At 71.3% G+C, this 13,484-nt stretch carries 12 protein-coding genes; 9 read left to right on the top strand and 3 right to left on the bottom strand.

The annotated features are described in order from the left end of the window. The first annotated feature begins 68 nt into the window (after window positions 1-68). From aceE to OG963_RS31665, 3 genes are all read left to right on the top strand, one after another. A complete protein-coding gene (gene aceE, locus OG963_RS31675; protein ID WP_371799717.1) occupies window positions 69-2,738 on the top strand; it encodes a pyruvate dehydrogenase (acetyl-transferring), homodimeric type in 2,670 nt (889 codons plus the stop codon). A gap of 134 nt (window positions 2,739-2,872) precedes the next feature. Then, window positions 2,873-3,844 (top strand): YafY family protein, encoded by a 972-nt coding sequence (locus tag OG963_RS31670; protein WP_030933666.1) that lies wholly within the window; start codon window positions 2,873-2,875, stop codon window positions 3,842-3,844. A 61-nt stretch (window positions 3,845-3,905) separates the two neighbouring features. Further along, window positions 3,906-4,427 (top strand): DUF4240 domain-containing protein, encoded by a 522-nt coding sequence (locus OG963_RS31665; protein ID WP_030933667.1) that lies wholly within the window; start codon window positions 3,906-3,908, stop codon window positions 4,425-4,427. Between the two features lie 56 nt (window positions 4,428-4,483). On the opposite strand, the gene OG963_RS31660 is transcribed toward OG963_RS31665, so the two are convergent. Then, window positions 4,484-5,002, bottom strand: a complete 519-nt coding sequence (locus OG963_RS31660) for a GNAT family N-acetyltransferase (protein WP_093771482.1) — start codon at window positions 5,000-5,002, stop codon at window positions 4,484-4,486. 126 nt (window positions 5,003-5,128) lie between these two features. Here OG963_RS31660 and OG963_RS31655 point away from each other — a divergent pair, with 126 nt between their 5' ends. Both OG963_RS31655 and OG963_RS31650 read left to right on the top strand, forming a co-directional pair. Then, a complete protein-coding gene (locus OG963_RS31655) occupies window positions 5,129-6,028 on the top strand; it encodes a TIGR01777 family oxidoreductase (protein ID WP_319324752.1) in 900 nt (299 codons plus the stop codon). 170 nt (window positions 6,029-6,198) lie between these two features. Next, entirely contained in the window at window positions 6,199-7,515 is a 1,317-nt protein-coding gene (locus OG963_RS31650; protein WP_030933674.1) for an NAD(P)/FAD-dependent oxidoreductase, read from the top strand. Window positions 7,516-7,549: 34 nt separating this feature from the next. On the opposite strand, the gene OG963_RS31645 is transcribed toward OG963_RS31650, so the two are convergent. Beyond that, on the bottom strand, window positions 7,550-9,244 hold the full coding sequence (locus tag OG963_RS31645) for a regulator (protein ID WP_371799716.1): 1,695 nt from the start codon (window positions 9,242-9,244) through the stop codon (window positions 7,550-7,552). 268 nt (window positions 9,245-9,512) lie between these two features. On the opposite strand from OG963_RS31645, the gene lipB reads away from it, so the two are divergent. The 4 genes from lipB to OG963_RS31625 all read left to right on the top strand — a co-directional run bounded on the left by lipB (window position 9,513) and on the right by OG963_RS31625 (window position 12,708). Beyond that, window positions 9,513-10,310 (top strand): lipoyl(octanoyl) transferase LipB, encoded by a 798-nt coding sequence (gene lipB / locus OG963_RS31640; protein ID WP_030933677.1) that lies wholly within the window; start codon window positions 9,513-9,515, stop codon window positions 10,308-10,310. A 201-nt stretch (window positions 10,311-10,511) separates the two neighbouring features. Further along, on the top strand, window positions 10,512-11,477 hold the full coding sequence (gene lipA / locus OG963_RS31635) for a lipoyl synthase (RefSeq protein WP_030970724.1): 966 nt from the start codon (window positions 10,512-10,514) through the stop codon (window positions 11,475-11,477). Window positions 11,478-11,780: 303 nt separating this feature from the next. Continuing rightward, window positions 11,781-11,981 carry a hypothetical protein gene (locus OG963_RS31630; protein WP_030933681.1) on the top strand — a complete coding sequence of 67 codons (201 nt, stop codon included), beginning with the start codon at window positions 11,781-11,783 and terminating at the stop codon, window positions 11,979-11,981. 19 nt (window positions 11,982-12,000) lie between these two features. Next, window positions 12,001-12,708 carry a DUF4191 domain-containing protein gene (locus OG963_RS31625; RefSeq protein ID WP_030933683.1) on the top strand — a complete coding sequence of 236 codons (708 nt, stop codon included), beginning with the start codon at window positions 12,001-12,003 and terminating at the stop codon, window positions 12,706-12,708. Between the two features lie 103 nt (window positions 12,709-12,811). On the opposite strand, the gene OG963_RS31620 is transcribed toward OG963_RS31625, so the two are convergent. Next, window positions 12,812-13,279, bottom strand: a complete 468-nt coding sequence (locus OG963_RS31620; protein WP_078879252.1) for an RDD family protein — start codon at window positions 13,277-13,279, stop codon at window positions 12,812-12,814. Between the last annotated feature and the right edge of the window lie 205 nt (window positions 13,280-13,484).

Here is a 13,484-nt window from a genome sequence, read left to right as displayed (position 1 = left end):
GGCCCCATCGCCCTGTCCTGCCAGTCAGGGCCTTTCTCCACCCCCCTCCTCTCCGGAAGGCGGCGATCATGACCGACCCCGTAGGAAAGCTTCCGAGCGAGCTCGACCAGCTCCCGGACCGTGACCCGGAGGAGACCGCCGAATGGGCGGCCTCCCTCGATGCCGTCACCAATGCCGCGGGCCCGCACCGGGCCGCGTACCTGATGCGCCGCTCGCTCCAGCACGCCGAGGGTGCCGGTCTCGCGCTGCCCAAGCTGCTGGAGACCGATTACGTCAACTCCATCCCGACCGCCGCCGAGCCCGCGTTCGACGGCGACCTGGAGATGGAATCCCGGATCACCGCCTGGAACCGCTGGAACGCGGCCGCGATGGTCACCCGTGGCGCCCGGCACGGCGTCGGCGGCCACATCGCCACCTTCGCCTCGGCGGCATGGCTGTACGAGACCGGCTTCAACCACTTCTTCCGCGGCAAGGAGGGGGACGGATCCGGCGACCAGCTCTACATCCAGGGCCACGCCTCCCCCGGCATCTACGCCCGCGCCTTCCTCGACGGCCGGCTCAGCGAGCAGCAGCTCGACAACTTCCGCCAGGAGGCGGGCGGCGACGGTCTGCCGTCCTACCCGCACCCGCGGCGGCTGCCCTGGCTGTGGGAGTTCCCCACCGTGTCGATGGGCCTCGGCCCGCTCTCGGCCATCTACCAGGCGCGCTTCAACCGCTATCTGGCCAACCGCAACATCAAGGACACGTCGAACTCGCACGTCTGGGCCTTCCTGGGCGACGGCGAGATGGACGAGCCCGAGTCGACCGCAGCCCTCGCCCTCGCGGCGCGTGAGAAGCTCGACAACCTGACGTTCGTCATCAACTGCAACCTGCAGCGTCTCGACGGCCCGGTCCGCGCCAACTTCCGGGTGGTCCAGGAGCTGGAGGGTGCGTTCCGCGGGGCCGGCTGGAATGTCATCAAGACGCTCTGGGGCAGCGCCTGGGACGAGCTGTTCCAGCTGGACACCACCGGTGCGCTGGTCCGCCGGCTGCGGCAGGTCCCGGACGCCCAGTTCCAGACGTACGCCACCCGCGACGTCGCGTACATACGTGAGCACTTCTTCGGCGCCGAGCCCGCGCTCGCCGAGCTGGCGAAGCTGCTCACCGACGCGAAGATCGCCGAGTGCTTCTACACCTCCCGCGGCGGCCACGAGGCCCGCAAGGTGTACGCGGCGTACAGGGCGGCCGTCGAGCACAAGGGCGCGCCGACCGTGATCCTCGCCCAGACGGTGAAGGGCTACACGCTCGGCAAGGGCTTCGAGTCCAAGAACGCCAACCACCAGATGAAGAAGCTGTCGATCGACGAGTTCAAGGGCATGCGCGAGCTGCTCGGACTCCCGATCCCGGACAGCGCCTTCGATGACGGTCCGGTGCCCTACGGCCACCCGGGCGCGGACTCTCCGGAGGTCCGTTACCTCCAGGAGCGCCGCGCCGCCCTCGGCGGCCCCGCCCCGGCCCGCCGGGTGCACGCGGTGGCGCTGCCGCAGCCCGAGGAGCGGGCGTTCGCCGCGCTGAAGAAGGGGTCCGGCAAGCAGGAGATGGCCACCACCATGGCCTTCGTCCGCCTGGTCAAGGACCTGATGCGGGACAAGGAGACCGGCAGGCGCTGGGTTCCGATCGTCCCCGACGAGGCCCGTACCTTCGGCATGGAGTCGCTGTTCCCGTCGGCCGGAATCTACTCGCCGCTGGGCCAGACGTACGACCCGGTCGACCGCGACCAGCTGATGTACTACAAGGAGGCCAAGGACGGCCAGATCCTCAACGAGGGGATCACCGAGGCCGGGGCCATGGCCGACTTCATCGCCGCGTCGACGTCGTACGCGACGCACGGCGAGACGATGATCCCCTTCTACATCTTCTACTCGATGTTCGGCTGGCAGCGGACCGGCGACCAGATGTGGCAGCTCGCCGACCAGCTCGGCAAGGGCTTCATCGTCGGTGCCACGGCGGGCCGCACGACACTGACCGGTGAGGGCCTGCAGCACGCGGACGGCCACTCGCACCTGATCGCGGCCACGAACCCGGCTTCGCTCAACTACGACCCGGCGTTCGCGTACGAGATCGCGGTGATCGTCAAGGACGGTCTGCGGAGGATGTACGGCCCCGAGGCCGAGAACGTCTTCTACTACCTGACGGTCTACAACGAGCCGAAACAGCAGCCCGCGATGCCGGAAGGCGTCGAGGACGGCATCGTCAAGGGTCTCTACCGCTTCAAGGAGGGCACGCCTGCCTCGGCGGAGGCGCCGCGCCTGCAGCTGCTGGCCTCCGGCACGGCGATCCACTGGGCCCTGGAGGCCCAGGATCTGCTCGCCGCGGACTGGGGTGTCACGGCCGACGTCTGGTCCGCCACGTCCTGGGGCGAGCTGCGTCGCGAGGCGCTGGAGTGCGACGAGGCGCTGCTCCGCGGTGAGCAGCGGGTGCCGTACGTGACGCAGGCCCTGTCCGGTGCGCCGGGTCCGGTCCTCGCGGTCAGCGACTGGATGCGTCAGGTCCCGGACCAGATCAGCCAGTGGGTGGAGCAGGACTGGTCCTCGCTCGGCACGGACGGCTTCGGTCTGTCCGACACCCGTGACGCGGCCCGCCGCCACTTCGGCGTCGACGCCCCGTCGATCGCGGTCGCGGCGCTGGCCCAGCTGGCGCGGCGCGGCGAGGTGCCCGCGTCGGCGGTCAAGGAGGCCCGGGAGAAGTACGGCCTGTGAGATGAGGGCGGCCGGGTACGCCCGGCCGCCGTTCCGCCCTCGACCGCCGGGCGGGCACGACTCCCGTGCCCGCCCGGCGGTCGAGGGCGTCTCTGCAGGCCTGCCCGGCGATCGAGGCAAGGCACACTGGTTCCATGCGCGCTGCCCGGCTCATCAAGATGGTGCTGCTCCTCCAGTCCCGGACCGCGATGACCGCCGCCGAGCTCGCCCGGGAGCTGGAGGTCTCCGAGCGGACCATCACCCGCGACGCCCAGGCCCTTTCCGAGGCGGGTGTCCCGGTGTACGCGGACCGGGGCCGGGCGGGCGGGTACCGGCTGGTCGGCGGGTACCGCACCCGGCTCACCGGCCTGGCCCGGAACGAGGCCGAGGCGCTCTTCCTGTCCGGCCTGCCGCTCGCGCTGCGTGAGATGGGGCTGGAGGATGCGGCGTCGGCCGCCCGGCTCAAGGTGTCCGCCGCTCTGCTGCCCTCGCTCCGGGACGCCTCGGACACCGCCGCCCAGCGGTTCCATCTGGATGCGCCCGGCTGGTATCAGGAGCCCGTCACACCCGAGCTGCTGCCTGCCGTCGCGGAGGCCGTCTGGGACGACCGGATGGTCAAGGCCCGTTACCGGCGCGGCGGGCCGGGCAGCGAGGTCGAGCGGGAGCTGGCACCGTACGGGCTCGTCCTCAAGGCCGGGGTCTGGTACGTCTGCGCGCGGGCCGGGACCGACTTCCGGGTGTACCGGATGGACCGCTTCGCGGCGGTGGCCGTGACGGACGAACGGTTCGTCCGGGACGAGGACTTCGCCCTGCCGGCGTTCTGGGACGAACGGGCCGCGCAGTTCGCCCGGTCGATCCTGCGGACCGAGGTGACGGTACGGGTGTCGGAGGCGGGCGTAGGCCGACTGCCTCATCTCGTGGACCGTTCGGCCGCCCTCGATGCGCTGGACGCGGCCGGCCCGCCCGACGTCGACGGGTGGCGTACGGTCGTCCTGCCGGTCGAGTCGCTGGATGTCGCGTACAGCCAGCTGCTCTCCCTGGGACCGGAGTTGGAGGTGCTCGAACCCGCCGCTCTGCGGACCCGGTTCGGCGCTGCCGCCGAACGGCTGAGCGATCTCTATCGCTGAAGGCTTCTTTTCGGCGTCTCCGCGTGCATCGCCTGCCGCCAAGGCCGATGCTTGTCCCGTGATGGACGAGACGGAATTCTGGGAGATCATCGACAGCACCCGCGAGGCCGCCGAGGGCGACCCCGAAGAACATGCCGACCTGCTCGTCGAACGACTCCTGCAGCTCGATCCCGAATCCGTGCTGGACTTCGCCAGGCACTTCGAGGCCCGCTTCAACCGCGCGTACCGCTGGGACGTGTGGGGCGCCGCCGCCGTGCTGCTCGGCGGCGCGAGCGACGACGCGTTCGACTTCTTCCGCTGCTGGCTGATCGGCCAGGGCCGGGAGATCTTCGAGGCGGCGGTGCACGATCCGGACAGTCTCGCCGAACTCCTCGACGACTTCGACGATGAGATCGACGGGGACGCCGAGGACCTCGGCTACGCCGCCGACGAGGCGTACGAGCAGCTCACCGGCATCGTCACACCGGATCTCGGCCTTCCGCCGCAGCCGGCCGAGCCGGAGGGCACGCCGTTCGGCTTCGAGGACGACGCGGCCCTGGCCGCGCGCTTCCCGCTGCTCTGGGAGCGGTTCGGCGCCGGCTGACCCGTCCCTCCCTACCCGCGCTGCGCGCCGTCCGGTACCGGGTCGATCGACATCCCTCAGGGGGTGAGCGAACGGCCCATCAGGACGTCGTCCACGTAACGCCCGGCCAGGAGGAACTCGCCGGGCAGCACACCCTCGACGACGAACCCTTCCGACTCGTACAGCGCACGCGCGGGCGCGTTGTGCCCGAGCACCCGCAGCGTCATCCGGCTCGCGCCGTCGCCCCGTGCCGACGCGAGCGCGGCCCGCAACAACCTCCTGGCGACACCGCGGCCGCGCGCCCAGTCGGCCACCGCCAGGCCTTGTATCTGGCGCACATGGGTGTGGCAGGCCAGCGCGGTCGGCGGAACGACCCTGATGTACCCGGCGATGCGCACCTCACCCGCCGCGTCCTCCGCCTCGGCGACGAGCAGGTGTTCGGGCCGGCTGCGGTCGCTGAAGAACGGCTCGTACGGCGGCTGCGGCCGCGACTGCACCGAGTGCAGGGTCGACCAGGTGGCCCGGTCGAGCTCCCCGAGTTCGGTGTCGTCGCCGAGATCCGCGGGGCGGACGGGGCGCGTGCGGAGTTCAGGCATGCGCGCCACTGTGCCACGGCGCGCCCGATTGCGTCATCGCATATCCGCCGGGCGCCCGGCCGCCGCCCGGACGCGCCCGGCGGCACGGGCGAGGCGCCACGTCCTCCCCTGCGGCAGGATGGATCCATGGTGAACTCCCGTATTGCTGTCACCGGATCCACCGGACTCATCGGAACGGCGCTGGTGCGCTCGTTGCGGGTCGACGGACACGACGTCGTACGCCTGGTCCGGCGCCCGGCGCGGGCCGGGGACGAGGTCGAGTGGGACCCGAAGCGGGGTTACGTCGACGGCGCGGGCCTGGTCGGCTGCGACGCCGTCGTCCATCTCGCCGGTGCCGGGGTCGGCGACCGCCGCTGGACGGAGGAGTACAAGCAGGAGATCCGGGACAGCCGGGTGCTGGGGACGGAAGCGATCGCGCAGGCGGTGGCCTCTCTCGACGTACCGCCGAAGGTCCTGCTGTCCGGGTCGGCGATCGGCTACTACGGCGACACCGGCGACCGCGCGGTGGACGAGAGCGCGCCGCCCGGCGAGGGGTTCCTGCCGTCCGTGTGCGTGGAGTGGGAGGCGGCCGCGGCCCCGGCGGAGGAGGCGGGCGTCCGGACGGTGTTCGCACGCACGGGTCTGGTCGTCGGCCGGGAAGGCGGGGCCTGGGGCCGGCTGTTCCCGTTGTTCCGGGCGGGACTCGGCGGGCGGCTCGGCAACGGGCACCAGTACTGGAGCTTCATCGCGCTGCACGACCACATCGCCGCCCTGCGGCACATCCTCGACACGCCGTCGCTGTCGGGACCGGTGAATCTGACCGGGCCGGCCCCCGTGACCAACGGTGAGGTGACGGCCGCGATGGGGCGGGTGCTGCGTCGTCCGACGCTGTTCACCGTTCCGGCGCCCGCCCTTCGGATCGCCCTGGGGGACTTCGCGGAGGATGTCCTGGGCAGTCAGCGAGTGCTGCCGAGAAGGCTGCTGGAGTCGGGATTCTCGTTCGCCTTCCCCGGCATCGACGCCTCGATCCGCGCGGCGCTGCGCTGACCACGACCGGGCGAATCACACGGATGTGCGACCCCGTGCAACGGTGCCCCGGGCCGCGCGCGACTGTGCCCGCACCGGTCCCCTCCTAGCCTCATCGCGAACTCGGGCATTCCGGGGGCCTGTTGGGGGCAAGACCCTCCCAGCAGTCGCGCCGACTCGGGGAGGGGCACGTGCTCAGCACGGCACACCACGCGGACGTCGTCATCATCGGGGCCGGGATCGCCGGCCTGTCAGCAGCCCATCAACTGACCAGCGCAGGGGTAAGCGTCAGCGTCCTGGAGGCCGGTCCACGGGCCGGCGGCCGGATGGCCACCGAGGAGGTGGACGGATTCCGGCTCGACCACCTCGGCCCGCTTCTCAGCACCTCGTATCCGGAACTGCGCACGACACCCGGCCTCGAAGGGCTCGTGCTGCGGAACTTCGCGCCGGGGGTGCTCGTCCACAGCGAGGGGCGCCAGTACCGGACCGGCGACGTGCGGCACACACGGAGCGCAAGGGGCGCACTCAAGGCGGCGCGCGCCCTGGCGAGCGCCCCCCGGCCGCCGATGGGCGGGCCGATCGACCAGGCCAGGCTCGGCGCCGCCCTGGCAAGGCTCGCCACCACCCCGGCGTCCCGCATCCTGGCCCGGCCGGAACAGACCGCGCTCGCCGCCCTGTCCAGCCGCGGCCTGCCGTCCCGTACGGTCAACGGCTTTCTGCGCCCGCTGCTCACCGCGCTGCTCAGCGACCCCGGGCTCACCACATCGAGCCGCTGCGCCGATCTCGTCCTGCGCGGCTACGCCGGCGGCCGGCTGTGCGTACCGTCCGGCGGTTCGGCCACGCTGCCCGACCTGCTGGCGGCGGCACTGCCGCCCGGCACCGTACGGACCGGTGTGCACGTCACCGCCGCCGACATCACTTCCGTCCGCACCAAGGAGCACGGCGAACTGGGCTGCCGGTCCCTGCTGTTGGCCACCGGCGCGGGCGCTGCCGCCGAGCTGCTGCCGGGTCTGCGGGTGCCGTCCTTCCACCCGGTGACGGTCCTCCACCACACGGCGCCCGCTCCCCCACCGACCGGCGCCGCGCTGCTGCTGGACGCCGACCGCTCGGGTCCGGTCGCGCACACCTGTGTGATGAGCGAGGTCGACCCGTCGCGTGCTCCGGACGGCCGGACCCTGATCACGTCGACGGTGCTCGGCACCCCGCCTCCCGATCTCGACCGCTCGGCCCGTGCCCATCTCGCCGCGCTGTACGGCACCTCCACGGACGACTGGGAGCTCCTGGCCGCCCACCACGATCCGGAGGCGGTCCCGGCGATGCCGCCCCCGCACGATCTGCGCCGCCCGGTGCGACTGCTCGCCGGGCTGTACGTGTGCGGCGACCACCGGGACACCAGTACGGTCCAGGGCGCCCTGTTCTCCGGCCGCCGCGCCGCACACGCCATCCTCGGCGATCTGGGCATCCGGTCCGGCAGCGACGTGGAGGCCGGGTTGAGCGAAGCGGCCTGAGTCCGTCCGCCCGGCTCCCGATACGCGGAAGGAGTCAGCCGAGGGCGGCGACCCGCTCGCGGTAACCGCGTACCGCCGCCGCGTCCCGGTACGGCTCGAGACGACGCTCGAACTCCCTCACGTACTCCGTCGCACGCACCGACCGCATCTCCGCCGCCTGTTGGGCCGCCTCCGCGCCGAGCAGGCACGCCTGGTCGAGCTCGCCGAGCCCGAGCCGGGCGGACGCCAGCACCACCCGGCAGAACAACCTGCTCCGGGCGTACACCGGGGCGCGCAGCTGGAGCGAGCGCTCCGCGTGCTGCGCGGCGGCCCGGTACTGCTGCAGATCACGGTGGCAGTGCCCGAACTCGTCGGCGAGCTGCGCCTCGTCGAAGCAGCGCCCCCAGTGCGGTACGTCGTCGCCGGGCCGGGCGGCCTCCAGCGCGTGTTCCGCCCGCGCCAGCGAGGCCGCACACGTCCTGGCCTCACCGAGCACCCCGTGCCCACGCGCCTCGACCGCGTGCAGCAGGGCCATGACGACCGGCGGCGCCGAGGAGCCGACGCCCTGCTGGGCCACGCGCGCCAGTTGGACGGCTTCCCTGCCGTGCCCGAGATACACCGCCTGCCGGCTCATGGTGATCAGGACATAACTTCCGTACACCCGGTCCCCCGCTGCCTGGGCGAGCCGCAGCGCCTGGACGAAATATCGCTGGGCGAGGCCGTGTGCCGCGATGTCGTACGAGGTCCAGCCCGCCAGCCGGGTCAGATCGGCGGCCGCCGAGAAGAGCCGCCGCCCGATCGCCTCCCCGTACGTCCCACGGAGCATCGGCTCCGCCTCGTGCTCCAGATAGCGGACGAGGGCCTGGCGGGCGTGGCCGCCGCCATAGGTGTGGTCGAGGGTTCGGAAGAGCTCCCCGACGGAACGCAGGGCGGCGACATCGCCGCTGCTGACCTTCTGGCCGGGGCCGCGGTCGATCTGGCGCTGCCGGGGGACGCCGGGTGTGCCCGGTGCCGGGGATGCGAGGTGCACCGGAGGCGCTGAAGACGGTGCGGGTGAGGTGGGCGGTCCGGAGGAGGGTCTGACCGGTACGGGCCCACGGGCACCGGACCTGCCGCCCGGCCCCACGGAGCCGTTCTGCCCGTTCGCTCCATGTAACCCATGCCCACCGTGCGTGCCATGGGCAGCACGGGGCCCGCCGAGCCCCGCCGCCCCGCGGGCGCCGCCGCCCACGGACGCCCCCGGGGTCCCGCGCACCCCACCGGTCCCGCCGCCGGACGCAGCGGCCTCACCGGTTCCCCGGGCCACCCACTCGTCGGCCCGTCCGATCAGCCAGTCCCGGCTGGGCACCACGAGCCCGGCCGGGGTGAAGGCGATCTTCCGCAGCTCTGCATGACTGCCCGAGTCCTTCCGCCAGAGCCCGCTGACGATGTCCACCGCCTCGCCGGGCGTGGCGGCGAACTCCAGACCGGCATAGACGGGCGCACATGCGTCGAGGCCCAGGTCCTGCGTCGAGAGCCGGCGTCCGAGCCGCCGGGTGAAGACCTCGGCGATCAGGGCAGGGGTGGTCCCGCGCGGCTGCTGGCCCCGCAGCCAGCGAGTCACGGAAGTCTTGTCGTACCGCAGATCGAGACCGTGCTCGAGGCCGAGCTGGTCCACCCGGCGGGCAAGACCTGCGTTCGAGAATCCGGCTTCTGTGATGAGCGAGGCGAGCTGGCGGTTGGGGGTGCGCTGCGGAGGTCGTTCCGACATCAGCTGTACGGTCTCCTGCCTTCGGGGCCGGGCGGGCAGCCCTTATGGAACGGCGCGAATTTAGCGGGGCCCGCGGCGGCCGAAGCCGCCTTCGCTTCACATTCATCCGATCGTGTGAGGATTGGGGGTGGCGCTGACGGGAAAGACCTGCCGGGCCGCCGCTCCCGGGGCGGTCGTACAGTGGCCCGGGGCGCGAATCACTGCATGGTGACGTGGCGCCGGAGACACCTTCCGGCTCCCCGGCACCGCAAGTAGGAAGGCATCTGTCGTGAGTGAGCTTCGGTTCGTCCGGCTGGGATTCGGCGAGTCGGCCGTCGACTACCAGGAGGCATGGCAGAAGCAGCGCGAGGTGCATGCGGCCCGGTTCGAGGACACGATTCCCGACACCTGTCTGCTGCTGGAGCACCCGCCCGTCTACACGGCCGGACGGCGTACCACGGACAGTGAGCGCCCGCTGGACGGCACTCCGGTCGTCGATGTGGACCGCGGCGGCAAGATCACCTGGCACGGCCCGGGGCAGCTCGTCGGTTATCCGATCCAGAAACTGCCGCGTCCGGTGGATGTCGTGGCGCATGTCCGCCGGCTGGAGGACGCGCTGATCCGTACGGCCGCCGAGTTCGGCCTGGAGACCTCCCGGGTCGAGGGCCGCAGTGGGGTCTGGGTGCTGGGCGACCCGGTCGAGGATCGTCCGGCGCTCGGCGGTCTGTCGCTCGACTTCGATCCGCGACTGCACGACGAGGAGTTCGACCCGCGGCTGAACGGCCCCGAGTACGCCCCGTCCAACGCCGGCCAGCGCCGCGAGGACCGCAAACTGGCGGCGATCGGCATCCGGGTCGCCAAGGGTGTGACCATGCACGGCTTTGCCCTGAACGTGAACCCGGACAACACCTGGTTCGACCGGATCGTGCCGTGCGGCATCCGCGACGCGGGCGTCACCTCGCTCGCGTACGAGCTGGGGCGCGACATCACGATCGCCGAGGTGCTCCCGGTAGCCGAGAAGCACCTGAAGGACGTCCTGGAGAATGCGGAACTGGCGCCGCGCGAGATCGACCGCGCCTCGGCCTGACCCGCGGAACCCGGCCCCTGCGGCGTCCGAGGAACGGGGCCCGAGGCCGGAGCCCCCTGCCCGACGCCCACGGACCCGGCCGCTCCGGGAATGGCCCGGCCCGCCCCCTGGTTGCCCAGGGGTGAGGGCCACACCCCGACCGTACAAATAGCGGGCGTACCCTGGTGTTCGCCGAAGAATCGAAGTCGTAGGGAGCCGGACGTGTCCGCTGTCGCACCCGACGGGCGCAAGATGTTGCGCCTGGAGGTCCGGAACAGCCAGACCCCCATCGAGCGCAAGCCCGAGTGGATCAAAACCCGGGCGAAGATGGGCCCCGAGTACAACCAGCTGCAGAAGCTCGTGAAGAGCGAGGGTCTGCACACGGTGTGCCAGGAGGCCGGCTGCCCCAACATCTTCGAGTGCTGGGAGGACCGGGAGGCCACATTCCTCATCGGTGGCGACCAGTGCACCCGCCGCTGTGACTTCTGTCAGATCGACACGGGCAAGCCTCAGGCGCTGGACCGGGACGAGCCCCGCCGCGTCGGCGAGTCGGTCGTCACGATGGACCTGAACTACGCCACCATCACCGGCGTCGCGCGCGACGACCTGGAGGACGGCGGCGCCTGGCTGTATGCGGAGACCGTGCGCCAGATCCACGCACTGACGGCGGAGCGCGAGGCCGGCGCCACCAAGGTCGAGCTGCTGATCCCCGACTTCAACGCGGAGCCCGAGCAGCTTGCCGAGGTCTTCTCCTCGCGCCCCGAGGTGCTCGCCCACAACGTCGAGACGGTGCCGCGGATCTTCAAGCGGATCCGCCCCGGTTTCCGTTACGAGCGCTCGCTCGAGGTCATCACGCGGGCCCGCGAGGCGGGGCTCGTGACCAAGTCCAACCTCATCCTCGGCATGGGCGAGACCCGCGAGGAAGTGAGTGAGGCGCTCCAGGATCTGTACGACGCCGGGTGCGAGCTCATCACGATCACGCAGTACCTGCGGCCCTCCGTGCGCCACCACCCGGTCGAGCGCTGGGTGAAGCCGCACGAGTTCGTGGAGCTCAAGGAGGAGGCGGACGAGATCGGCTACTCCGGTGTGATGTCCGGGCCGCTGGTCCGTTCCTCGTACCGCGCGGGCCGGCTTTTCCAGCAGGCGATCGAGCGCCGTGGCGCCGTTGCCCCGACGCCCGCGGCCTGACCCGGACCGTGTGAAACCGAGCACAAGAAGCTACCGAGCGGTAGTGGCTGATACGACGCGGCCCATACGCTCCCCGCAGGTCGGGGACGCGTATGGGCCGTCTCGACGTGCGCGACGCCCATATCAAGGTTTCATTGGTGTTTGACCGACAGGTCATGCGCTGGTAACACCGAGCAGTGACCCTGGATTCACGCAGCGCAGTGGCTTTCACAGCTGCCGCCGTCGCTGCTCCCCGTGTCCAGCCGCGCAATCCGCTTCCGTAACAGACTCACTTCGCGCATCCGTTCCGAGGGGACTTCCACGATGCAGGCCGTGCCGGTACGCGCAACCGCCATCCCGTCCGTCACCGACGCTCTCCGTGCCGTCGAGTCGCTGCTGCTCAGCAGCGGACAGCGGACAGCCCGGCAAAACGCCTGGACGGCGGTCCTCGAGGACCGCCGCCGGGCCAAGGACCGGGTCGAGACCGCATACGTGCTGGAGGCCGTGGCCGACCATCGCTCCTAGGCCACGTAAACTTCAATACATGGCGAGGAAGGCAAACACTGACGGCGCGGACAGCGCCGAGAACGCGGGGCGGCTCAAGCAGATCGCCCTGACCTACAAGATGACCCGGCGGACCGACTCCAAGATCGGTCTTGTCGTCGCGGGTGTGGGAATCGTCACCTTCGGTGTCCTCCTCGCCGTCGGCTTCTTGATCAACCACCCGGTCTACCTGGGCATCCTGGGCTTCGTGCTGGCTCTCCTCGCGATGGCGATCGTCTTCGGACGGCGTGCCGAGCGGGCGGCCTTCGGGCAGATGGAGGGACAGCCCGGCGCTGCGGCGGCGGTGCTGGACCGCGTGGGCCGTGGCTGGACCACGACGCCCGCGGTCGCGATGAACCGCAGCCAGGACGTCATCCACCGGGCCGTCGGCAAGGCGGGCATCGTGCTGGTCGGCGAGGGCAACCCGAACCGGGTCAAGGTGCTGCTGGCGGCCGAGAAGAAGAAGATGGCCCGCATCGTCGTGGACGTACCGGTGCACGACATCATCGTCGGCAACGGCGAGGGCCAGGTTCCGCTCAAGAAGGTCCGCACCAAGATGCTGAAGCTGCCGCGGGTCCTGACCGGCCCGCAGGTGACGGCGGCCAATGACCGGCTCCGGGCCATGGGCGACCTGATGAGCAACATGCCGCTGCCGAAGGGCCCGATGCCGAAGGGTATGCGGATGCCGCGCGGCGGCAAGATGCGCTGACGCAGTCACCGCACAGGACACGACAAGAGGGCGGGCCCCGAACCACTCCGGTTCAGGGACCCGCCCTCTTCTGCTCGGTCACATCCGCTCGGTCACATCATGTTCAGATCCGCACCTGGACGGCGCGGGCGAGCCGGTCGTGCAGACCCCGCCCGTCGCGGTCCCAGACCAGAGCCGGGACCGCCAGGCACAGCAGCACGCTCCGCACGACCACCCGCCCGAGACCGAGCCTGCCACCGCCCTCGGCGACGACCCGGATGCCCAGGATGCGCTTGCCCGGCGTACAGCCGATGGTTCCGACGGTGAGCACACTCAGTACGAGGAAGATGCCGAGCGCCCAGTTTCCGGCCGCCTGCTGGTCACCGCGAGCGAACAGCCCGTATGCGATCAGCATGCAGAGCGCCCAGTCGATGAGGAGGGCGCCGAAGCGCCGGCCGAGCGGGGCCACCGACCCCGGGCCTTCCTCGGGCAGACCGAGCCGCTTGCCCCGGTACCCGAAGTCGACGCCCATTTCCTCGGCTGCCGCGCGCGGCCCGGAGAGCCACGATCCGATTGCTTGCCTGTTGTCCACCCGACAACGGTACTGCGCCCGCCTCCGCGCCCTGCGGCCCGGGGCCCGTGGCCGCCCCTGGCGGCAGGGCGTCACCAACGCCCCGAACGGACCGCTACCGGGCCCGGGTACGACTCCGGGATGCCGCCCGCACCCGGCCCGGTTAACTTCGGCGAAACAAATGGGTCATGCTTGAGAAATCCGGTCTGCCTATGGTCGGGTCCAG

The sequence above is a fragment of the Streptomyces sp. NBC_01707 genome, from assembly GCF_041438805.1.
Lineage (GTDB): Bacteria > Actinomycetota > Actinomycetes > Streptomycetales > Streptomycetaceae > Streptomyces.
This window is presented reverse-complemented; position numbering and strand designations above follow the sequence as displayed.